General features: G+C 38.5%; 19 protein-coding genes and 1 other annotated feature. Of the genes, 16 read left to right on the plus strand and 3 right to left on the minus strand.

Annotation, left to right across the window (positions count from 1 at the left end; all coding sequences use genetic code 11):
- Positions 1–94 precede the first annotated feature (94 nt).
- The 3 genes from queA to yajC are packed head-to-tail and all read left to right on the plus strand — an operon-like array spanning position 95 to position 2,632.
- The gene (queA, locus tag NST02_RS08940) at positions 95–1,123 is read left to right on the plus strand and encodes a tRNA preQ1(34) S-adenosylmethionine ribosyltransferase-isomerase QueA (RefSeq protein ID WP_340948757.1); all 1,029 of its coding nucleotides are present in this window, start codon (positions 95–97) and stop codon (positions 1,121–1,123) included.
- Positions 1,124–1,169: 46 nt separating this feature from the next.
- Positions 1,170–2,309, plus strand: coding sequence for a tRNA guanosine(34) transglycosylase Tgt (tgt, locus tag NST02_RS08945; protein ID WP_095307227.1), 1,140 nt, complete (start codon positions 1,170–1,172; stop codon positions 2,307–2,309).
- A 38-nt stretch (positions 2,310–2,347) separates the two neighbouring features.
- Entirely contained in the window at positions 2,348–2,632 is a 285-nt protein-coding gene (yajC, locus tag NST02_RS08950; RefSeq protein ID WP_095307226.1) for a preprotein translocase subunit YajC, read from the plus strand.
- Between the two features lie 298 nt (positions 2,633–2,930).
- On the opposite strand, the gene NST02_RS08955 is transcribed toward yajC, so the two are convergent.
- Positions 2,931–3,323, minus strand: coding sequence for a TIGR04086 family membrane protein (locus NST02_RS08955; protein WP_095307223.1), 393 nt, complete (start codon positions 3,321–3,323; stop codon positions 2,931–2,933).
- A gap of 262 nt (positions 3,324–3,585) precedes the next feature.
- Here NST02_RS08955 and NST02_RS08960 point away from each other — a divergent pair, with 262 nt between their 5' ends.
- On the plus strand, positions 3,586–4,230 hold the full coding sequence (locus NST02_RS08960; protein WP_095307218.1) for a DUF421 domain-containing protein: 645 nt from the start codon (positions 3,586–3,588) through the stop codon (positions 4,228–4,230).
- Between the two features lie 96 nt (positions 4,231–4,326).
- On the opposite strand, the gene spoVB is transcribed toward NST02_RS08960, so the two are convergent.
- Complete coding sequence (gene spoVB, locus NST02_RS08965; protein ID WP_095307217.1) at positions 4,327–5,886, minus strand: stage V sporulation protein B; 1,560 nt, start codon at positions 5,884–5,886, stop codon at positions 4,327–4,329.
- A gap of 184 nt (positions 5,887–6,070) precedes the next feature.
- Here spoVB and NST02_RS08970 point away from each other — a divergent pair, with 184 nt between their 5' ends.
- The 10 genes from NST02_RS08970 to NST02_RS09015 all read left to right on the plus strand — a co-directional run bounded on the left by NST02_RS08970 (position 6,071) and on the right by NST02_RS09015 (position 18,077).
- Positions 6,071–6,367, plus strand: coding sequence for a post-transcriptional regulator (locus NST02_RS08970; protein ID WP_095307215.1), 297 nt, complete (start codon positions 6,071–6,073; stop codon positions 6,365–6,367).
- A 137-nt stretch (positions 6,368–6,504) separates the two neighbouring features.
- Positions 6,505–8,775 (plus strand): protein translocase subunit SecDF, encoded by a 2,271-nt coding sequence (secDF, locus tag NST02_RS08975; RefSeq protein WP_212933138.1) that lies wholly within the window; start codon positions 6,505–6,507, stop codon positions 8,773–8,775.
- A 247-nt stretch (positions 8,776–9,022) separates the two neighbouring features.
- Positions 9,023–9,361: a PadR family transcriptional regulator gene (locus NST02_RS08980; protein ID WP_137744284.1), complete on the plus strand. Its 339-nt coding sequence runs from the start codon at positions 9,023–9,025 to the stop codon at positions 9,359–9,361.
- Positions 9,351–10,109, plus strand: coding sequence for an HAAS domain-containing protein (locus NST02_RS08985; RefSeq protein WP_137744256.1), 759 nt, complete (start codon positions 9,351–9,353; stop codon positions 10,107–10,109). Before NST02_RS08980 ends, NST02_RS08985 begins: the two co-directional genes overlap by 11 nt.
- 756 nt (positions 10,110–10,865) lie before the next feature.
- Positions 10,866–11,759, plus strand: coding sequence for a cation diffusion facilitator family transporter (locus NST02_RS08990; RefSeq protein ID WP_340948760.1), 894 nt, complete (start codon positions 10,866–10,868; stop codon positions 11,757–11,759).
- A gap of 145 nt (positions 11,760–11,904) precedes the next feature.
- Entirely contained in the window at positions 11,905–14,262 is a 2,358-nt protein-coding gene (gene recJ, locus NST02_RS08995) for a single-stranded-DNA-specific exonuclease RecJ (protein ID WP_137744255.1), read from the plus strand.
- Positions 14,253–14,765 carry an adenine phosphoribosyltransferase gene (locus tag NST02_RS09000; protein WP_095307195.1) on the plus strand — a complete coding sequence of 171 codons (513 nt, stop codon included), beginning with the start codon at positions 14,253–14,255 and terminating at the stop codon, positions 14,763–14,765. Before recJ ends, NST02_RS09000 begins: the two co-directional genes overlap by 10 nt.
- A gap of 243 nt (positions 14,766–15,008) precedes the next feature.
- The gene (locus NST02_RS09005) at positions 15,009–17,204 is read left to right on the plus strand and encodes a RelA/SpoT family protein (protein ID WP_095307188.1); all 2,196 of its coding nucleotides are present in this window, start codon (positions 15,009–15,011) and stop codon (positions 17,202–17,204) included.
- Between the two features lie 123 nt (positions 17,205–17,327).
- Positions 17,328–17,768 (plus strand): D-aminoacyl-tRNA deacylase, encoded by a 441-nt coding sequence (dtd, locus tag NST02_RS09010; RefSeq protein ID WP_095307182.1) that lies wholly within the window; start codon positions 17,328–17,330, stop codon positions 17,766–17,768.
- A 78-nt stretch (positions 17,769–17,846) separates the two neighbouring features.
- On the plus strand, positions 17,847–18,077 hold the full coding sequence (locus NST02_RS09015) for a hypothetical protein (RefSeq protein ID WP_340948765.1): 231 nt from the start codon (positions 17,847–17,849) through the stop codon (positions 18,075–18,077).
- 189 nt (positions 18,078–18,266) lie between these two features.
- On the opposite strand, the gene NST02_RS09020 is transcribed toward NST02_RS09015, so the two are convergent.
- On the minus strand, positions 18,267–19,997 hold the full coding sequence (locus NST02_RS09020) for an SH3 domain-containing protein (protein WP_137744254.1): 1,731 nt from the start codon (positions 19,995–19,997) through the stop codon (positions 18,267–18,269).
- Between the two features lie 305 nt (positions 19,998–20,302).
- Here NST02_RS09020 and NST02_RS09025 point away from each other — a divergent pair, with 305 nt between their 5' ends.
- Both NST02_RS09025 and hisS read left to right on the plus strand, forming a co-directional pair.
- Positions 20,303–20,479: a hypothetical protein gene (locus NST02_RS09025; protein ID WP_170211341.1), complete on the plus strand. Its 177-nt coding sequence runs from the start codon at positions 20,303–20,305 to the stop codon at positions 20,477–20,479.
- 58 nt (positions 20,480–20,537) lie between these two features.
- Positions 20,538–20,776, plus strand: a binding site (T-box leader).
- A 64-nt stretch (positions 20,777–20,840) separates the two neighbouring features.
- Positions 20,841–22,112, plus strand: a complete 1,272-nt coding sequence (gene hisS / locus NST02_RS09030) for a histidine--tRNA ligase (RefSeq protein ID WP_095307171.1) — start codon at positions 20,841–20,843, stop codon at positions 22,110–22,112.
- Positions 22,113–22,115 lie beyond the last annotated feature (3 nt).

Here is a 22,115-nt window from a genome sequence, read left to right on the forward strand (position 1 = left end):
CATTTTTTCGTGAAATCTAATTTCACCAGAAGTGAGGAAGCATTAGAATATATTAAAGTGAATGAAGTTATGAACTAGAAACAGGGTGACATCATTGAAAGTAGATTTATTTGATTTTCATTTGCCTGAAGAACTGATTGCGCAAACCCCTTTACAGGAACGAGCGAGCAGCAGGCTGATGGTCTTAAACAAGGAAAATGGTGAAATTGAACATGATATTTTTAAAAATTTAAAGAGTTATGTTAAACCAGGTGATTGTCTCGTTTTAAATGATACGAGAGTTTTACCAGCACGGCTTTTTGGGGAAAAAGAAGATACAGGTGCAAAAATCGAAGTCCTTTTGTTAAAACAACTAGAAGGTGATACATGGGAGACTTTGGTAAAGCCGGCTAAACGGATTAAGAAAGGCTCTGTCATTTTTTTTGGGAATGGTTTGCTTTCTGCTGTTTGTGTTGGTGAAAAAGATCATGGCGGCAGACTTCTGCAATTTCGCTATGAGGGTATTTTTTATGAGGTACTAGAGGCTCTCGGGGAAATGCCGTTGCCCCCTTATATTAAGGAACAGCTTGAAGATAAAGAGAGGTATCAAACTGTTTATGCAAAGGAACGGGGCTCTGCAGCAGCACCAACTGCAGGTCTTCATTTTACCGAAGAACTTCTTGCAGAGCTGAAGGTGATGGGGGTTCATATTGCTTTTATTACCTTACATGTCGGTCTCGGTACCTTCCGTCCTGTAAGTGTGGATGATATTAAGGAGCATGAGATGCATGCAGAATTTTTCCAAATGACTGAAGAAGCAGCACAACTGTTAAATGGGGTGCGCGACGCTGGAGGTCGAATTATTTCAGTTGGGACGACGTCAACAAGGACGTTGGAAACCATCGCATCAAAGAATGATGGGAAATTTATAGCTGACAGTGGCTGGACCGATATTTTTATTTATCCAGGCTATTCATTTAAAGCAATTGATGGCATGATTACAAATTTTCATTTGCCGAAGTCAACATTAATTATGCTTGTCAGTGCTTTAGCGGGGCGAGAGCATGTACTCCATGCTTACCGAACTGCAGTAGAAGAAAAATACCGTTTCTTTAGTTTTGGAGATGCGATGTTGATATTATAGTTGACGCTTTGTTTTATGCAATGCAGACTACAGGAGGTTCAGGAATTTGACTGCAATACGCTATGAATTAATAAAAACCTGTAAACAGACAGGGGCAAGACTAGGAAGAGTCCATACTCCCCATGGATCATTTGAAACTCCCGTATTCATGCCTGTTGGGACGTTGGCTACGGTTAAGACGATGTCGCCAGAAGAGCTCGTGCAAATGGGAGCAGGGATTATTTTAAGCAATACGTACCACCTATGGCTCCGTCCAGGTCATGAAATTGTGAAAGAGGCTGGTGGTCTTCATAAATTTATGAATTGGGATCGAGCTATTTTAACAGACTCTGGCGGTTTTCAAGTATTTAGTTTAAGTGAGTTTCGAAAGATAGAAGAGGAAGGTGTTCATTTCCGCAATCATTTAAATGGTGACAAACTTTTTTTATCACCAGAAAAAGCGATGGAGATCCAAAATGCACTAGGCTCAGATATTATGATGGCTTTTGATGAATGTCCACCATATCCGGCGACATATGAATATATGCAAAAATCGGTAGAGCGTACATCACGATGGGCGGAAAGATGCTTAAATGCTCATCAGCGCCCTGGCGATCAAGGGCTTTTTGGCATTGTGCAAGGTGGAGAATATGAAGAGCTACGGAAGCAAAGTGCTAAAGATTTAGTTTCGTTAGACTTCCCTGGCTATGCAGTTGGCGGCTTGTCTGTTGGGGAGCCAAAGGATATCATGAATCGTGTTCTGGAATTTACGACACCGTTGCTTCCTTCCCATAAGCCCAGATATTTAATGGGGGTAGGCTCTCCAGATTCATTAATAGATGGAGCGATTCGTGGGATTGATATGTTTGATTGCGTTCTTCCTTCCCGAATTGCCCGCAATGGTACATTGATGACAAGTGAAGGGCGCCTTGTTGTTAAGAATGCGAAATATGCCCGCGATTTCGGACCAATTGATGAGCATTGCGACTGTTATACATGCCGCAATTACAGCCGAGCTTATATTCGTCATCTCATAAAATGCGATGAAACATTCGGAATACGACTTACAACTTACCATAATCTTTATTTTCTGTTAAAATTAATGGAGCAAGTCCGAGAAGCGATTCGCGAGGATCGCTTGGGGGACTTCAGAGAAGAATTTTTTGAAAGATATGGCTTTAATAAGCCCGACGCAAAAAACTTCTAAAAGAGTAAATATAAATGGCTTGAAAGGAGGTTGGACGAATGGAAATGCTAGGTACAATTGCACCACTGATATTAATGTTTGCGATTTTCTACTTTTTATTAATTCGCCCGCAACAAAAGCGACAAAAAGCAGTTCAGCAAATGCAAAATGATCTTAAAAAAGGTGACAAGATTGTGACGATTGGCGGTCTTCATGGAATCGTTGATGCGATCGACGAAGGACAAATTGTCATCAAATGTGGCGATGGAAGCCGTCTTACATACGATCGTGCTGCGGTACGTGAAGTAATCGAATCATCAAGTGATTTACTTGCTAAAAGCTAGTGCTTTTCAGCCAAAAACACCCATCAAAAAAGATGGGCGCAAACTGTAGACAAACTCGAAATTTTTCGGGTTTGTCTACAGTTTTTTCTTTAAATATAGGTTTATTATATGTCTGTTTGAAAGCTTTAAATAAAGATATATATGCTAGTATAAGCTTTCAAAGAATCGGGTGCCGTGTTTTATGGCTGCTTGATTGTAGCGGTAGGTGCAAGAGAAGCACTCTACAGAACCCACAAAAAGTGAGTTGATCTGAAGGTTTTTGTCACACTTTGAATCATCAGTTAAAAAAGACGGGCGTTTAAATGCTTCTTGTTTTTGGACTGCTCATATTAACGCCCAGTATTCCTCCCATCATCGCTGTAAGAATATAGCAAACATGGTAGACAATTTGCTCTAAAGAAAATAAGCTGTCATAACCCAAGTATTGAAATAGGAAAATGATCAATGTGTAAATAGCCCCTGTTAATGCACCAATGAGCCAGCCTTTCTCTTTCCCCTTTCTTCCAGTAATAAAACCGCCTGCAAATAACGTTATAAAGGAAATTATCGTCGTTAAAATTCCTAATGATGATTCTTGTGTATTCGTAAATCGCAGTATAACAGAGAATACAAAGCTGGCAATAATTAATAGTAAAAATATGCCGATTACTCCATATAAAATAGCAATTCCATGGTTTTTTGACTCTTCTATTTTGACCCTCTCCCTTCGATCAAGACTTCATGTATTTTTGTGCTTAGCAGCGAGTTCAACTTTTCATGGCAGGTGATGAACAAGCTACTTTGCTTGTCTTAGTACATGCATATTCAGGAGCAGAGAAAAATAGAAGCTGAACTTTTCCATTTCGAACAAATTGGACTGCTGGCGAAAAAACTCACTTTTCATATTTAGGCAAGGAATGTGGATAATAATAAAAGAAAAGATAGATAAGAAATTCACGGAAGGGGAAAAGAATGTGGCTGAGCTTATTCCAATTGCGTTACGAACACTATTTTTTTATGCTCTTATTATCCTTATTTTTCGCATGATGGGAAAGCGTGAAATTGGCGAACTTAGTATTTTAGATTTAGTCGTTTATATAATGATTGCAGAATTGGCAGTTGCAGCGATCGATGATCCGAATAATAAGCTCTTTCATGTCATTATACCGATGCTGTTACTGATGACCATCCAAATCGTATTTGCCTATATCTCGTTAAAGAGCAAACACTTCCGGGATGTGGTGGAAGGAAAGCCCATATTGATTATTAATAAGGGAAAAATTGATGAAAAAGAAATGAAAAGGCAGCGCTATAATTTTGATGATTTGTTGTTACAATTGAGAGAACAAAATGTTCGCAATATCGCCGATGTGGAATTTGCCATTTTGGAGACATCTGGAAAGTTAACTGTGTTCGAAAAAGAAAAGAATCAAAGCAGCTACACCATTCCGCTCATCATTGATGGGGAGATCCAAACGAAAAATTTGGAACGCATCGAGAAAAATTCATTATGGCTCAGACAGGAATTGCGAAAGCGCGGTTACCGGGATGTAAAAAAAATATCCTTCTGCAGCTTTCAAAATGGCGACTTTTTTATTGATATTCAGGATTTTAGATGAAAGATGGAGAAGATTTTCAAAATGGTTGATTTGGCCCATTTTTTACGAGGGGAATCTCTCAAATGGGCCAAATATAAAAATTCTCGTTAAACAAACTTATTTAAAAGCAAAGATTGCTAAAAATCCGCCGATTTTTGGAATTCTTTGCAGATCATGTTTTCGAACTAAGCCAAACAGGAGCAAAAGAACAGCATAACTTAAGCTCATAACAATAGCAGCAAGGATGATGTGGCTTGCAAGTGAAAGACTTGAAATTTGTGCATAAGTATAAAAACCAAGCGCTCCTGAGAGAAGCATGACGATAAATCCTTTTGCATAATCTCGTATATAAAAAGTAAAGGAAATTCGTTTCAAAACAGTGGCAAAATGGAGAAAGGTAACCAAGACGATGCCGATAATAATTCCAAGTGCTGCCCCATTAATACCAAAGTTTGGTTGACTGGCGAGAGCAAAAATGACCCCGAGTTTCACGGCTGACCCGATGATGCTGTTAATCATCGCTGCTCGTGCTAAATCCAAGGCCTGCAACGTTGCTTGAAGCGGTCCTTGATAATAATAGAACAGGAAGAACGGAGCCATAATCTTGATAAAAGTGGCCCCAGATGTAGAGCCATACATAAATTCCATTAGTGGATCTGCTAGAACGTATAAGATAATAATCGCCAGTCCACCCGTTAAAAAGACAAAGCGCAGTGCCTGTTGTAAGCGATATTCAATGAGTCCCTTATCGTTTTTAGAATTGGCTTCACTGATTGCTGGTACTAGCGAAGTCGATAAAGAATACGTTATAAACGAGGGGAGAAGCAATAACGGCATGGCAAACCCGGTGAGAGAGCCATATTGTTTTGTTGCTAGTGTTGTACCAACTCCGGCTAAAGCAAGGCTATAGGAGACGACAATCGGTTCAAGGAACCAAGAAAAATTGCCGATCAGTCTACTTCCCAAAGTTGGCAGTCCAACACCCATTAATTCCTTAAAGGTCGATTTACCTGCCTGTATTTGCTTAAAGAAATTTCTTCTGATTGGAAATTTCTTTTTCATTTTGAATGTGGTAATTAAATAAAGTAACGATATAAGCTCGCCAATAACAGAGGCAAGCATTGCTCCTGCGGCTGCGAATTCAATTCCATATGGGAGAAACATTTTTGTCAAGACAGCAATAAGAGCAATTCGAATAACTTGTTCAATTACCTGTGAGTAGGCTGCGGGCTTCATGTTTTGTCGTCCTTGAAAATATCCTCTTATAACGGCTGAAATTGCTACAATCGGAATAATCGGTGTAATTGCCAGCAATGGCAGTTTTGTACGATTATCGGTAAATAATAAATCAGATAAATAAGGTGCGAAAAAAAGCAGGGCAGGTGTAAACAATAATGATAAAGAGATCGTCGTTGTTAATGAAACAACTAATATTTTCTTGATTTTTTTGAAGTCTCCTTTTGCTTCAGCTTCAGCAACACTTTTAGAAATCGCAACAGGTAGTCCTAACTGTGTAATGGTGATAACTAGCATAAGGGTAGGAAATGCCATCATATAGAGCCCGACACCTTCTTCGCCAATAAATCGGGCAATGACAATGCGATTGATGAAGCCGAGTACTCTGGTGACTAAACCAGCAATCAATAATATTATCGTTCCTTTTAGAAACTTAGACATTTTGCTCCCTGCCTTCTGATATAAGTTCTACAAGACAAAGCTTGGAAATAAAAAAAGTATTTTCTTGGAAAGCGCCTTTCAGAAATGAGTTAAATCATATACAATTATCTATATGCTTGAATGTGGACAAAGCATGACAAGTTGTTTCGTTTTCTATTTGAAGAATTTTCTAGGAGGAGTCTAAATGAGCACTGTCCATGAATACGACCGTTTCCGTAGTGAAGTAAAGCCCGCTCTTGTCAGTAAAGTGGAAGAATTAAATCTATTAGGATATGGGACGATCCACGAGCAACAGCTATGGGATTTTTTAACGAGTAAAAAGTGGAAGCGAGTAAGGGAGGACATAAGGTTATATGAGATAGTAGCCGATATTCTCTCATTAAAACCTGGTGAATATATGAGCTTTGCATCTGTTGAAGCATTGCGACTCCTCGATTTTTCTCTTGAGGATGAGGCAGAGCTGAAAGAATTATTAAAATGAACCATCTGATACATATAAAATTGACACCTATTCTAAACTGTTTCATAATAATCATATTGACTTCTTTGAAATGAAATAACAGGTTAACAGCACTAAGGAATTAGCTTTTGCGTTCTTTTAAGGAGGATTTCTACATAATGGTTAATCGGAAGAGAATCGTTGCTTTTTTTCTTATCGTCCTTGTTTTGGGTGGATTAATTGGAGCAACGACGACAAACATCTTAGGAAATATTAAACTCGGCTTAGATCTTCAAGGCGGATTTGAAGTGCTTTATGAGGTAAAGGCAAAGGACGGGGAAAAGATTACTGAAACTACTTTGTCAAGTACCGCTGAGGCATTAAATAAACGAATTAATGCTCTTGGTGTTAATGAACCAAGTCTGCAAATTGAAGGAAATAATCGTATCCGTGTCCAGCTGGCAGGTGTTCATGATCAAAATCAGGCCAGGGAAATGCTTTCTACAGAAGCCAACTTATCTTTCCGAGATGTGGAAGATAATTTAATGATGGATGGCAGGGATTTAGTCGAAGGCGGAGCACAGCAAACCTTTGATGATAATGGCCAGCCTAGCGTTTCATTGAAATTAAAAAGCGCTGATAAGTTTAAAGAAGTTACAGAACAAATTGTCAATATGGGAGCTCCCAACAATTTATTAGTTATCTGGTTGGATTTTAAAGAAGGTGAACATAGCTTCCAGGAAGAAGTAAAGAAAGAGGAGCCGGCCTTTCTTTCTGCGCCGAGAGTTTCTCAGGTTTTCAGCCAAGATTCGGTTTCTATCACAGGAAATTTTACACTTGAAGAAGCGAGTACATTAGCAAATCTGTTAAATGCAGGGGCTTTACCAGTTGAACTTGAAGAAGTTTATTCCACTTCTGTAGGAGCACAATTTGGGTTGGATGCATTGGATAAAACCGTAATGGCAGGGATTATTGGAATTTTGGCAATTTATATTTTCATGATTTTCTATTATCGATTCCCTGGGTTCATTGCCACTGTTACATTATCGGTTTATATATACTTAATCCTTCTTGTATTTGATTGGATGAATGCCGTTTTAACACTACCAGGAGTTGCAGCGCTCATTCTTGGAGTAGCGATGGCTGTTGATGCCAATATCATCACCTTTGAGCGAATTAAAGAGGAATTAAAAGTCGGTAGAAACTTAAAGGCAGCTTATAAAGCGGGAACGAACGGTTCTTTATCAACCATCATTGATGCGAATATTACAACTCTGTTGGCAGCGGGTGTTCTCTTTTATTTTGGGACAAGCTCTGTAAAGGGTTTTGCAACCACATTGATTGTAAGCATATTAGTAAGTTTTATCACTGCTGTATATGGTTCTAGGTTGTTCCTAGGCTTATGGGTAAACAGTAATCTATTTAATAAAAAACCTGGTTGGTTCGGTGTAAAGCAATCAGACATAAAGGACATTTCCGAAAATTACGAGGCAATAGATCTACCTACGAGATTTGATAAATGGGATTTTATTAAACCACGTAAAAAGTTTTTTGCTTTTTCAGGTATCCTTATAACAATAGGTCTTGTATGTATGATCATATTCCGTCTGAATTTAGGAATAGATTTCTCAAGTGGTAATAGAATAGAGGTTCTTTCAGATCATTCTTTAACGAAGGCTGAATTCCAGGAACAACTGGAGACCGTTGGTATTAAGACAGATGATATCGTCATTTCAGGTGATACTCAAAATATCGGAGTAGCCCGTCTTAAGGGTGAGGATATATTAAATCAAGCTGAAGTTGCGGAATTAAAAGTGAAGTTCAAAGAGAAATATGGTGCTGAGCCGAATGTAAGCACCGTATCACCGACAGTTGGTAAAGAACTTGCCAAAAATGCTGGACTGGCTGTACTAATCGCGTCAATCGGGATTATCATCTATGTCACAGTTCGATTTGAGATGAGGATGGCTATTCCTGCCGTGCTAGCATTGCTATATGATGCATTTTTTATCATTTCGGTTTTTAGTATCACCCGTTTAGAGGTAGATTTAACCTTTATTGCAGCAATCTTAACGATTGTCGGCTACTCGATTAATGACTCGATTGTCACCTTTGATCGCATACGTGAAAATTTAAAGAAGAAAAAACGGATTAAAAAAGTGGAGGAGCTCGCCGATATAGCTAATCGAAGTTTGCGACAAACCTTTGGAAGATCGATAAATACCGTTCTTTCAACCGTGTTTGCTGTAGTTGCTTTACTTATATTTGGCAGTGAATCCATAACGAATTTTTCTTTCGCATTGCTTATTGGTTTAATTACAGGAACATATTCATCTCTGTTTTTAGCTACACAATTATGGTATGTGTGGAAGGCGAAGGAATTGAAGACGAAGGGCACATTGATTACTTACAAAGAAAAACGTAAAAAGACAGATGAGCCGCAAGTATAATGATGAAGAAACTGAGTCAAAAGGTCGTTAAAATAGACTTTTGATCTCAGCTTTTTTCTGTTTTAAGGAATGGTATTTGGATCAACGTGTGAAATTCTTTCTTTTCAAAAATTCTAAAAATATTTACCTTGCAATACAAGATAAAACTTGTTATTCTTAAACTATACCATGTAATACAAGATAGTGTAATGAAAATATTCGAATTGCAGATTGGCAAGAAAGGAGGAAGAATTTGTCGACAACACAAATGCTGAAAGGGATAATTGACGGCTGTCTGCTGGCAATTATTAAGGAAAAAGAAGTATACGGCTACGAAATGGCAGAAAAACTTGAAAGTTATGGTTTTCATTCCTTTAGTGAGGGGACCATTTATCCATTGTTAATGCGAATGCAAAAAGAGGAATTGATTACCTCTACCTTAAAAAAGTCAACAGCGGGACCAAAAAGAAAATATTACTCGCTAACAGCAAAAGGAGAATTGGAATTAAAAAATTTTATCGAACGTTGGCAAAATTTACAGAGTAGCGTCAACGAAGTAATCAGACAATATACCATTACAAAAGGAGGTCATCAAGATGAAACGTGAATTGCCGCTTTCTAAAAAAAGTCAAAACTTTATAGAGGATTTACGCATTTATTTATTTTCAAGTGGAAAACAATGGGATGAGATTGAGGACGTGATAAATGAATTGGAAATTCATTTATCCGAAGCTGAAAAAAATGGGAAATCCATTGAAAAAATCATTGGCAAATCTCCGAAAGATTACATGGAGATGGTTTCTAATGAAATGCCTATTGATTATCGGACATTGTTTAAATCCATTTGTTTAATTATTTTTGGAGCGTTTTCTTTTAAAGTTTTCTCTGATTTGTTGGCAGGTACCCTTTCATACTCACTTTTGGAAGTCACTGGGTATTTAGCAATTGCTGTTATCTTTATTGCAGTTGTATTTAAAGGGTTTAAATATATTTCAACTATAAGTCAATCGAATATTATACGGGGCGTATTGATTTTTGTTATTAGTTTGCTTCCATTGCTTTTATTTTTAGGAGTTTCTTATCTTGATAAAATGATCTCGACACCAACAATTCATTTTGACAATATCGGAAGTTTCATCATAGGTGGAATTACCTTGCTATTTGTAATTGGTATTTCAATTTGGGCTAAGACAGGGGTGCTAATTATTATGATTGCATTGTTAACATTGCCTGATTATTTCCTTAACTTAACAGCACTACAATATGAGACACAACTGATCCTAAGTATGTTGATAAGTTTTGGTGGAATAGCAATATATCTATTAATCCTTTCTAAATTGGAAAAAAGTAAATAAGTGTTTACCATTATGAACAATCTAAAGGTATTGAATGCAACGAAATTTAGTTTGAGGATCTTTCACAGGTAATTTGTTAATGATGGTTTTACCAAGTTGTTTTTGCTAGTATTGCAGACAGTTATCGAAGTTTGGATAGACTTTTGACTTCAGTAATGAGCATAAAGCACGATCATATCTAAAAATATTTACCTTGCAATACAAGATAAAGCAAGAGAATTTTTAATTGGGGGGGGTGTCGATAAATCTCTTTTACGTATTGACCTCTTATTATTGTAAAATAGGACGGTTATTGCATTTTACGAAATAAGTGATAGAAGAGGGACATTCTACCCCTCTTTTTTTACTTACCTCCATATAGAAGCAAGATCGTTCCTTTTGATGAAGCTATGATTTTATTTTTTAGTCGCCATTCCTCTTATTAATACCTCTAAAATTCAGTGAAGCTAGTTGTCCTCATTTTATAGAGTGGAAGAATATGGATGAGGTTTTTAGTAGTAAAAACATGCCAAGATGCGCCATGAAATTGAAATAACAATACGTCGTTGGAAAGTGCGCAAAAGTGAACTTCATCAATATTCATAGACAATACATAACTCAATAATGAAAGCATTTAAGTGCTAAATTACTTTTATGTTTACATTTTCTGATGGAAAAACTGAAACCAACCTTATGAGACTGAAGCGTTTAGGATAGACTGGTAGAAGGATTGTCTAAAGGGATAGTGGATTTTCGTTTAAGGGGGGGGGGAGTACGTTGGAAAAAAGTGAACGCTTTAAAAAAGCGGAGTTTGCTGCCATTATTGGCGTAGTTGGAAATATTGTTTTGGCAGCGTTAAAATGGAGCGTTGGTATATACGCAAATAGTAAGGCTTTAATAGCAGATGCAGTCCATTCTGCTTCAGATGTGGTAGGATCGTTAGCGGTTTTTATTGGTTTAAGAGCTGCGAAGCAACCTCCTGATGAGGAGCATCCATATGGTCATGGGAAAGCTGAATCGATTGCAGCCATAATCGTAGCCGTTTTGCTGTTTATCATCGGATTGGAAATTGGCCGCTCTTCATTTGACGCGTTTTTCCATCCGATAGAAGCTCCTAATCCGATTGCAATCGTAGCTGTGTTAATTTCAATTATTACGAAGGAATGTATGTTTCGTTATAAATTTCGATTAGGACAGCAATTAAAAAGCGATGCACTTATTGTAAATGCTTATGAACATCGTTCAGATGTTTATTCGTCTTTAGCCGCTTTAATGGGAATTGGCGCAGCAGTAGTTGGTAATCTTTTGCAAATAAGTTGGCTTGAATATGCTGATCCAGTAGCAGGACTTGTAGTAGCTCTTATGATCTTGAGAATTGCGTGGACGCTTGGAAAAGAATCGATTGGGAACGCACTTGACCGGGTCATGAATGATGAAGACACGGTTGAGCTTAGAAAAATTGTAGAAACTGTTCCTGAAGTTAAAAAAATAGATGAGTTTCATGCTCGCGAACATGGTCATTACGTTATTATTAACCTTAAAATATCCGTGGATCCACATATGACGGTAGAGCAAGGTCATAAAGTTGGAAAAGCCGTAAAGAAAAAGCTGCTGCGGGAAAAGAATGTAGAAAATGTATTTGTTCATATTAATCCGTACAAACCGAAATAAGAGAAGCATGGAAATCGTAATGTGCGCCAAAAGTGAAATAAGCTTTCAGCGCACATTTTTTTGTTTTTTCCATATTTACGAATACACTCTTAGCTTGAACCGACTATGGCGCTCTAGTATAATAGAAAAGTTGAGAGGTGAACGTATGTTAAAGCCGAAAACCAGATGGATTTGCCAACAAGTCGATGAAGAAAAAAAGAGAAGACTTGTAGAGGAGCTTAGCATTACACCGCTGGTAGCATCTTTACTTGTTAATCGGGGATTTGATACCCCGGAGCTAGCTTCGTCTTTTCTTTTTGATGAAGACCATGCGTTCCATGATCCATTCACTTTAATAGGGATGGATATTGCTGTTTCACGAATAAAAGATGCGATAGCAAATAATGAACAAATTCTTATATTTGGAGATTATGATGCAGACGGAGTTACGAGCACTTCCGTCATGATGCTCACGCTTCAGGAATTAGGGGCGAATGTACAGTATTATATTCCCAATCGTTTTACAGAAGGATATGGACCGAATGAAAACGCATTTCGCCATGCTGCTGAAAGTGGTATTCATCTTATCATCACCGTCGATACAGGAATTGCTGCGCTCCATGAGGCGCGAATAGCGAAAGAATTGGGGCTCGATTTAATTATTACCGATCATCATGAACCAGGACCGAAATTGCCTGAAGCACTGGCGATTATTCACCCAAAACTGGAGAACAGTCCTTATCCATTTCATGATTTAGCTGGTGTTGGGGTTGCGTTTAAATTGTCACACGCTCTTTTGGGAAAGGTACCAGAGCATCTGCTGCAATTTGCTGCGATTGGTACGGTTGCGGACTTGGTCCCTTTAGTTGGAGAAAATCGATTAATAGCCAAAAGAGGAATCCAAGCGCTAAAAAGTACAGACAATCACGGTCTGAAAGCGTTGTTGAAATTGGCTGGTGCCGATTTGCCTGCCATTAATGAGGAGACGATTGGATTTGTAATGGCTCCTAGAATAAATGCTGCAGGCAGACTGGAAAGTGCAGATATTGCCGTCGATCTCTTATTGACCGAAGATCCATATGAAGCGGAGACCATTGCAGAAGAAATTGATGCATTAAATAAAGAAAGACAAGCTCTCGTCAATGAAATGGTAGAGGAAGCGATACGAGAGGTTGAAGAAAACTATCCAATTGACGAAAATTCCGTTATTGTCGTTGGTAAATCTGGCTGGAACGCAGGTGTGATTGGGATCGTTGCTTCCAAACTTGTTGAGCGATTTTATCGTCCGGCGATAGTATTAAGCATTGATGACGAAAAAGGTTTGGCGAAGGGGTCTGCTCGGAGTATTATGGGATTTGATTTATTCCAAAATTTATCGACATGTCGTGATATATTGCCTCATTTCGGCGGGCATCCGATGGCGGCAGGAATGACATTGAAATTAGAGGATGTCGGAGAACTGCGCAACCGTTTAAATCATTTGGCTTCAAAAATACTTACTGAAGAAGATTTCATTCCTGTCACAAAGCTGGACAGTGAAATAGAATTAAAAAATGTTGATTTAAAGGCACTTGAGGAAATGCAGAAGCTTGCTCCATTTGGGATAAATAATCCAAAGCCGAAGGTACTTATTAAAGCAGCTAGTATTTCCCAAATGAAAAAAATCGGTGCCGATCAAACCCATTTAAAGCTTGTATTAGAGGACCAAGGAAGTTCATTAGATGGAATTGGTTTCGGATTAGGAAGTTTATTAGATGAAGTTTCTCCTTATGCGAGCTTAGCGGTGATTGGAGAATTAGCTATTAATGAATGGAACAACATACGGAAGCCGCAAATTTTTCTTCAAGATTTAGCGGTGCACGAGTGGCAGTTGTTTGATTATCGTGGCTTAAAGAGAATAGAAAAACTGTCCGATAGTGTTTCCGATGCACTTTGGATTGTGTTTAATGAAAAGTTCGTGAGCAAATTTGCCCATCAAAATAATGAATTAGTTGTGGTGGATAAGTTGGATAAAGCTCGGCATTTGGATATGACAGGACGGAACATTGTTCTCTCCGATTTACCCCCTTCTAAGGAGTTTCTTGTTTCACTTTTACAAGGGAAGCAACCAGCGAGAATTTATGCCCATTTTTATGGTGAAGAGAGTGATTATTTTTCCACGATGCCGACGAGAGAGCATTTTAAATGGTATTACGCTTTCTTGATGAAGAAGGCACCTTTTGATCTGAAAAGATATGGCGATGATCTTGCTAAATATCGTGGTTGGACGAGAGCGACGATTGATTTCATGTCGCAAGTGTTTTTAGAACTAGAATTGATAAAGCAGCATAATGGATTTATTACCTTAAATGAGGTTAAAAATAAAAAAGATTTATCAGAATCGATCACATACCAGCAAAAGCAGGCACATTATGCTCTTGAAGGGGAGTTGCTCTATTCATCCGTTGACGAACTAAAAAAGTGGTTTGACGAAATGATAGTTGGGTCGGTTACCAATGAGGAGGCAGTTGAAGAATGGATTTAAAAAAACATATTGCAATTGTGGAAGATTGGCCAAAGCCAGGAATTAAATTTAAAGATATTACACCATTGATGAACGATGGGGAGGCATACCATTACGCAACAGATCAAATTGTGGAATATGCTCGGAAGAAAGATATAGATATTATTGTTGGTCCTGAAGCACGTGGCTTCATTATTGGCTGTCCAGTAGCTTATTCTTTAGGAGTTGGTTTTGCCCCCGTACGTAAAAAAGGGAAATTGCCAAGAGCGACAATTGATGTTGATTATGGCCTTGAATATGGGAAAGATATATTAACGATCCATAAAGATGCGATTAAGCCGGGGCAACGCGTGCTTATTACAGATGACCTTCTCGCAACTGGCGGAACGATTGAAGCAACGATTAAATTAGTTGAAGAGCTTGGCGGGGTTGTGGCTGGAATCGCCTTTTTAATTGAACTTACTTACCTAGAAGGAAGAAGTAAATTAGATGGTTATGATATTTTAACATTAATGGAATTTTAACTGATTGTGAGCGCTGTTTGCGCTCTTTTTCTATATTCATTATGTGAAGGGCAAGTAAAGCAATTCGACAAAATTCTTACTTTTCTCGAAAAAAGAATGCTCAATCTCTTTACATATCGTTGTTTTTTTTCGATAATAGTAACAATTATATTATTTTTTATTTACAAAGAAGTGATCTGTACAGGAATGACAGAATCGATCAAATGTGTTAAACAAATACCTCAGGATAGATAAGGTGATTACATGGCCAATGAACAAGTTTTGACAGCTGAACAGGTCATCGAAATAACAAGGAAATATTTAAATGGTGAACATGTCAAGACTGTTCAAAAAGCATATGAATTTGCTAGACATGCTCATCGTGACCAATATAGAAAATCCGGAGAACCGTATGTTATCCATCCAATCCAAGTGGCTGGAATTCTCGCGGATTTACAAATGGACCCTGATACGGTCGCAGCCGGCTTTCTTCACGATGTTGTGGAAGATACTGAAGTTACGCTCGACGATATTCGTGAGGTCTTTAATGATGAAGTGGCAATGCTTGTTGACGGGGTGACAAAACTAGGAAAAATTAAATATAAATCGCATGAGGAACAACAAGCGGAAAACCATCGAAAAATGTTTGTTGCGATGGCTCAGGATATTCGCGTGATCTTAATCAAGTTAGCAGATAGACTGCACAATATGCGGACATTGAAGCATTTAACCGCTGAAAAACAGCGGCGTATTTCCAATGAAACATTGGAAATATTTGCTCCTTTAGCTCATCGCTTAGGGATTTCAAAAATTAAATGGGAGCTGGAGGATACAGCTCTTCGCTATTTAAATCCACAGCAATATTACCGCATTGTAAACTTAATGAAGAAAAAGCGGGCAGAACGAGAGCAGTACTTAGACGATGTTGTTGTTGAGATGCGTACAGCATTGGATGAGGTTGCGATCAAAGCGGATATTTCCGGACGACCGAAGCATATTTACAGCATTTATCGAAAAATGGCACTGCAAAATAAGCAGTTCAATGAAATTTACGACTTGCTTGCCGTTCGCATTGTAGTTAACAGTATAAAGGATTGTTACGCGGTGCTTGGCATTATTCACACCTGCTGGAAACCAATGCCTGGGAGATTTAAAGATTATATCGCCATGCCTAAACCGAATATGTATCAGTCTCTTCACACAACAGTAATCGGACCAAAGGGTGATCCACTCGAGGTGCAAATTCGAACCTTCGATATGCATCGAATTGCTGAGTTTGGGATCGCAGCCCACTGGGCATATAAAGAAGGGAAAACAGTTGATGAGAATTCTTCTTTAGATGATAAACTCACATGGTTTAGAGAAATTCTCGAATTTCAGGATGATTCTTCAAATGCAGAAGAATTTATGGAATCGTTGAAGATTGATCTTTTTTCCGACATGGTCTTTATCTTCACCCCTAAAGGAGATGTAATTGAATTACCGGCTGGCTCCGTTCCCATCGACTTTGCTTATCGTATTCATTCAGAGATCGGCAATAAAACGATTGGTGCAAAGGTGAATGGAAAAATGGTCACCCTTGATTACGAGCTGAAAACAGGAGATATCGTCGAGATTTTGACATCCAAACACTCTTATGGACCAAGTCAGGATTGGATTAAGCTTGCGCAAACTTCACAGGCAAAAAATAAAATTAGACAATTTTTCAAAAAACAGCGTAAAGAAGAGAATGTAGAGAAAGGCCGCGAGCTTGTTGAAAAAGAAATTCGCAATATGGAGTTTGAATTAAAGGAAATTTTGACGCCAGAAAATATTAAACGTGTGGCTGAGAAATTTAACTTTTTCAGTGAGGAAGATATGTATGCTGCTGTTGGATACAACGGGATTACAGCTCTCCAGGTGGCGAATCGTTTAACAGAGAAATGGCGCAAGCAGCGAGATTTAGAACAGGAAACGACGATTGCCAGTGCGGTCAATGAGTTAAGATCATTCCCGACAAAGAAAAAGCGAGAGTCAGGTGTTAGAGTAACAGGGATTGATAATTTACTGATACGTTTATCAAGATGCTGTAGTCCTGTACCAGGAGATGATATCGTTGGATTCATTACGAAAGGCCGCGGCGTCTCTGTTCACCGTTCAGATTGTACCAATATTGATACGGCAGATGCGAAAGCACGGCTCATTCCAGTGGAATGGGAAACAGCCTTAAATGATCGTAAAGAATATAATGTTGATATTGAAATCACTGGATATGATCGAAGAGGATTGCTGAATGAAGTATTGCAGGCTGTCAGTGAAACGAAAACCAATATCTCTGCTGTAACTGGTAAGTCGGATCGCAATAAAATGGCGATAATTAGCATGACGATTATGATCGTCAATGTTGCTCATTTGCAAAAAGTAGTCGACCGGATTAAACAGATCCCAGATATTTATGCTGTGCGAAGAATAATGAATTAGATTTTTTCATCCGGTTGAGCTAAAAGAACGATTGTGAAAAATCCATTAATTATAAATCCGTGCTAAAATCCCTGCTGTCGAGAATGTGACAGCTTTTCTTTTTTTAGAGGAGGTAAATATATTATGAGAATCGTCGTACAAAGAAGTAAGGAAGCGCAAGTAACGGTTGCAGGAGAAGTTGTTGGAAAAATCAATAAGGGTTATGTTCTTTTAGTGGGTGTCACCCATGAAGACAGTGAAGACGACGCAAAGTATTTAGCTGAAAAAATTGCCCATTTACGTGTTTTTGAAGATGAGCATATGAAAATGAACTTGTCTTTACTTGATGCAGGAGGCGAAATACTTTCCGTTTCCCAATTTACTCTTTACGGAGATTGCCGCAAAGGACGAAGACCAAACTTTATGGATGCAGCGAAACCTGACCATGCAGAGAAGATATACGAGCATTTTAATCGTTTATTAGAAGAGCAGGGGATTCATGTTGAAACAGGTCAATTCGGGGCAATGATGGATGTACAGTTGACAAATGATGGACCGGTGACACTTATTTTGGAAAGTAAATAGATAAGGTGAAGACCTTAAAATCGTTTTGAGGAGATTCAACTCTTCTTCCAATCTTCAAAAATTGAAGGGAGGATTCAAATGGACAATCAAAATGACAAAAAGAAGAAAGATAATGAAACAAGGAAGCTTTGGGATGCTATATTTACTTCAGGTCTATTGTCTTTTTTCAAAGACAGTCAAGAAGCTGGAAATGATCAAAAAAATTCAATCAGCTGCTCTTACAAATTGTATTCGGTCTTATTTTTGCCGTCATTCTGTTTGCGATTGGTTTTTGGATATTTTTGGACTAAAGCCATTTTCGTTAATTAGAAAAGGGTCTGTCCAGAAGGCCAATGATCAACTGATTTTATGATCTTCTTTTTTGGAAAAAGTACAAAAAATCCCCTTAATTGGTTAAATGAAGTTTGAAAATCGAGTAAACAGAAAGGAAGAGGAGAAAAACGATTCGTTTTTCTCCTCTTCCTTTCTACAGCGACATTTCAGAAATCCTCATCTTTATTATTTAAAATACCTCACGACGCCTTGGACAATGGCATTGGTGACCTGTTCTTGATACTGGGAAGTATTTACCATCAGTTCTTCTGTCGGGTTGCTTATATACCCCAGTTCCAGTAAAACAGCTAATTGTTTATTTTCCCGAATGACATGGTAATCCCCTTGGCGAACACCGCGATCATTCAGTTTGGTTTGCTTGATGACGGCATTATGTATGCTTGAGGCTAGTCCCTTCTGATGTGAATGATAATAATAGCTTGTCATTCCTTTGACAGTATAATTATCAATGCTGTCATAGTGAAGGCTTATAAAGGCATCAACATTTTGATAGTGAGCCATACTCACTCTGGAACTGAGAGCAAGGTATTGATCGTTGCTCCTTGTCATGAATACTTTTGCCCCTTGTGCTTTCAATTTATTCGCTAAAAGCTGGGCGGTTTTTAACGTTAAGTTTTTTTCGAGGCTTCCCTTGGCTCCTGTTGCTCCGTTGTCTCTTCCCCCATGACCAGGGTCAATCATGATCTTCTGATTTTTTATATCGCTACTTGTTCCGATTTTTTTGATTTGAGGGACACCGTTACTAACCGTAACAATCCAGCCAGCGACATATCCACTTTTTCCATTTGCTAATTTAACTTCATACCAATCCTTATGGATGTTGACAATTGAAAATTTGTCTCCAGCATTTGCTCTTGCTACTACCTTTGCGCTTAAATCGGGAGCAGACCGAATATTCGTTCCATTATGGTCAATCGTTAAGCTGCTGTTTTTTGGAGAACTATTGGAAGAAGGGGCTTGTGATGGTATTGATTTCTCTATATACCATCCAGCAATCCAGCCGTTTTTGCCAGAATTAAGTTCAATTTTCACCCAACCGTTCACTTCTTCAAGAATTTTAACTCTCTCTCCTTTAGAAACGCTGCCGATAACTTTTCCATTTAAAGAACCAGAATCTCTAACATTTAGAGAAGCTGCCGTGACACTCCCCGTTATCCCAGAAAGGTTTGAATTTGATTTAGCTGGTGGAACAGAAGTACCGGTGTCCGATTCAAGCTTTACATATTCACTGCTAATCCATGCTTGTTGGTTTTTAAATGTAATTTCAATCCATCCGTTATGATGTGAGAGAACGGTTATTTGTTCCCCTTTTTTCAGACTTCCTAAAGATTGCCCTTGCGTAGATGGAGTTGAACGGACATTAAGGGAGGTTGCGGTAATTGTCCCGATATTTCCTCCTGTTGTTGTTTCCTTCTTTGTTTGTAAATAGTCTTTTGAAATCCAGCCTTTTCCGAAGCTGCTATTAACCTGATACCAATTAGCTTCAGATTTAAGAATTTCCACCGTATCGCCCTTATTTAAAGCTCCAAGTACAGAGTGGCTTGTCCCAGGACCGGTTCTGACTCTAACGCTATTGGCTGTAACATTTCCCTTTATGCTTCCATCTGCAGGTGCCACCGTCTCTTTTTTTGTAACAAGCCAGCTTGCAATCCATGCTTTCTTTCCTGAGCCGATATCGATTTGGTACCAATCGCCTTCTTGTTTTATAAAGGAGAAGGTATCCCCTTTATTTACCTTTTTAAGGACATTATAGCTAAGCCCCGGACCTTCCCTGACATTGACGTTCGCTTCGCCAACTTGTACCGTGCCTGCAGCAGCAGGTTGAAGCGGCAGAAAAATACATGATAAAAAAAGTATAAGACAAAGCATTAGTGGCAAATATTTATTTCTCTGCATTCTCTGTCTCCCTTCGCTAAATACTAGGTATCCTTCTTTGTTACAAGCTATTGCTTTTCTCTCAAAGGCTCGGCAATTTTCATGAACTTTGCCGTTATTTCGAATTTTGGTTACTATAATTTGGTTTCTCTGCATTCTTCTATTCTAAGGGATCGGACTAAACTTGTTAAGTCCATGCTTCACGATCTTTTTGTTTTTTTAAGGTTTGTTCTATGTCGGTGATCGTTTTATCCATTAAGTAAAGGATAATTATCTATCCTTCATGGAAACAATAGAGAGAGAAAAAAATAAGAAGGGTGATTTCGATGAGGTTTAGTGATAAAGGAACGACGATTCAACAAGGTGAAAATCAACTATTTGGCATTGATCTCCATGATTTTCTGCAAAAGGAACAGAATTCAAGCATGATCGAGCTAGCATCTGAATTCGGCTTAACGATGAACGATGTGCGAAAATTAAAGAAACAGTTAGAACGTTCATGAATAGTCTTGACAATTGCAGTCTTGCTCCGTATTATTATATAAATAAAGTATGAGAAGATGATAACCGTTGATGGAGAAGAGTAGTTAAGATACATATGATTAGAGAGGGAGTGCCACAGGCTGAAAGCATTCCTACATAATGGCTTAATGAAAGAACACTCCGTAGGCTTCGCTCTGAAAGAGAAGATTCTTTAGTAGGAGAGGAACGTGAACAGGCGTTAACTGTCAAAGTGGAATGGCGTAATAGCACGTCTTCAATTAGGGTGGCACCACGGGATTATATCTCTCGTCCCTTGTATATTTATATACAAGGGACGGGAGTTTTTTATTTTTATTCGGAAGATTTCAGAGGAGGATTCTCATGTCTATTAATATTCCAAGAGGAACTCAGGATATTTTACCTGGACAAGTAGAAAAATGGCAGCTCATTGAAGAAAAGGCTCGAGAGCTTTGTGGGAAATTTCAATATAAGGAAATTCGCACGCCGATATTTGAACATACAGAATTATTCACAAGAAGCGTGGGAGATACAACTGATATTGTTCAAAAAGAAATGTATGAATTTGAGGATAGAGGAGGCAGAAGCCTGACGCTTCGTCCTGAAGGAACGGCTGGAGTCGTCCGCTCATTCGTTGAACAAAAAATGTTCGGCTATGCTAACCAGCCAGTAAAGCTCTATTATATGGGGCCAATGTTTCGTTATGAAAGACCGCAAGCCGGTCGCTTTCGTCAGTTTGTCCAATTTGGAGTGGAAGCTTTAGGAAGCGCAGATCCAGCAATTGATGCAGAGGTCATCTCATTAGCGTATAGCTTATATCAAGAAATGGGCTTGAAAAAACTGAAGATCGTCATCAATAGTCTTGGTGACAAAGAAAGTCGAAATGCCCATAGAGAGGCGCTGATTCAACATTTTCAGCCACGAATTGGAGAATTTTGCAGCGACTGTCAAAATCGCCTCACGACCAATCCATTAAGAATTTTAGATTGTAAAAAGGATAGGGAGCATGAGCTGATGAAAACAGCACCTTCCATTCTTGAATTTTTAAATGCCCAGTCTCAAGCATATTTCGAGAAGGTGCAACAATATTTAACAGCACTTCAAATCCCCTTTGAGGTCGATTCTAATTTAGTAAGAGGATTGGATTATTATAACCATACAGCATTTGAAATTATGAGCGATGCAGACGGGTTTGGTGCAATCACTACTTTATGTGGCGGAGGTCGCTACAACGGCTTAGTCGAAGAGGTTGGTGGACCAGAAACACCAGGGATTGGTTTTGGTTTAAGCATAGAACGCCTTATTGCCGCTCTTGAAGCAGAAAAAGTAGAGCTTCCATTAGCAGAAGGTATTGATATCTATTTAGCAGGTTTAGGTGAAGCTGCTCAAGAATATACTGTAAAGCTTTTATATCAGCTTAGAAACGCTGGTTTTTCAGCAGAACGTGATTACTTAAATCGAAAAATTAAAGCGCAGTTTAAAGCAGCCGATCGCTTAAAAGCCAAATATGTAGCAATTTTAGGAGAAAATGAGCTAAATGAAAATAAAATTAATGTGAAGTCATTAGCATCCGGTGAGCAAACGGAGTATTCGCTTGACCAATTTATTGAACAATTTAAGGCTTCAGTTGAATAGGAG

It is taken from the genome of Robertmurraya sp. FSL W8-0741, assembly GCF_038004005.1.
In the GTDB taxonomy this organism is placed as follows: Bacteria; Bacillota; Bacilli; order Bacillales; family Cytobacillaceae; genus Robertmurraya; species Robertmurraya siralis.

Excerpts from the sequence above, each read along its gene's own strand:
- yajC (WP_095307226.1), top strand. The coding sequence starts at position 2,348 with ATGGAAATGCTAGGTACAATTGCACCACTGATATTAATGTTTGCGATT.
- spoVB (WP_095307217.1), bottom strand. The coding sequence starts at position 5,886 with ATGTCTAAGTTTCTAAAAGGAACGATAATATTATTGATTGCTGGTTTA.
- NST02_RS08970 (WP_095307215.1), top strand. The coding sequence starts at position 6,071 with ATGAGCACTGTCCATGAATACGACCGTTTCCGTAGTGAAGTAAAGCCC.
- secDF (WP_212933138.1), top strand. The coding sequence starts at position 6,505 with ATGGTTAATCGGAAGAGAATCGTTGCTTTTTTTCTTATCGTCCTTGTT.
- NST02_RS08980 (WP_137744284.1), top strand. The coding sequence starts at position 9,023 with ATGCTGAAAGGGATAATTGACGGCTGTCTGCTGGCAATTATTAAGGAA.
- NST02_RS08985 (WP_137744256.1), top strand. The coding sequence starts at position 9,351 with ATGAAACGTGAATTGCCGCTTTCTAAAAAAAGTCAAAACTTTATAGAG.
- recJ (WP_137744255.1), top strand. The coding sequence starts at position 11,905 with ATGTTAAAGCCGAAAACCAGATGGATTTGCCAACAAGTCGATGAAGAA.
- NST02_RS09000 (WP_095307195.1), top strand. The coding sequence starts at position 14,253 with ATGGATTTAAAAAAACATATTGCAATTGTGGAAGATTGGCCAAAGCCA.
- NST02_RS09005 (WP_095307188.1), top strand. The coding sequence starts at position 15,009 with ATGGCCAATGAACAAGTTTTGACAGCTGAACAGGTCATCGAAATAACA.
- dtd (WP_095307182.1), top strand. The coding sequence starts at position 17,328 with ATGAGAATCGTCGTACAAAGAAGTAAGGAAGCGCAAGTAACGGTTGCA.
- NST02_RS09015 (WP_340948765.1), top strand. The coding sequence starts at position 17,847 with ATGGACAATCAAAATGACAAAAAGAAGAAAGATAATGAAACAAGGAAG.
- NST02_RS09020 (WP_137744254.1), bottom strand. The coding sequence starts at position 19,997 with ATGCAGAGAAATAAATATTTGCCACTAATGCTTTGTCTTATACTTTTT.
- NST02_RS09025 (WP_170211341.1), top strand. The coding sequence starts at position 20,303 with ATGAGGTTTAGTGATAAAGGAACGACGATTCAACAAGGTGAAAATCAA.
- hisS (WP_095307171.1), top strand. The coding sequence starts at position 20,841 with ATGTCTATTAATATTCCAAGAGGAACTCAGGATATTTTACCTGGACAA.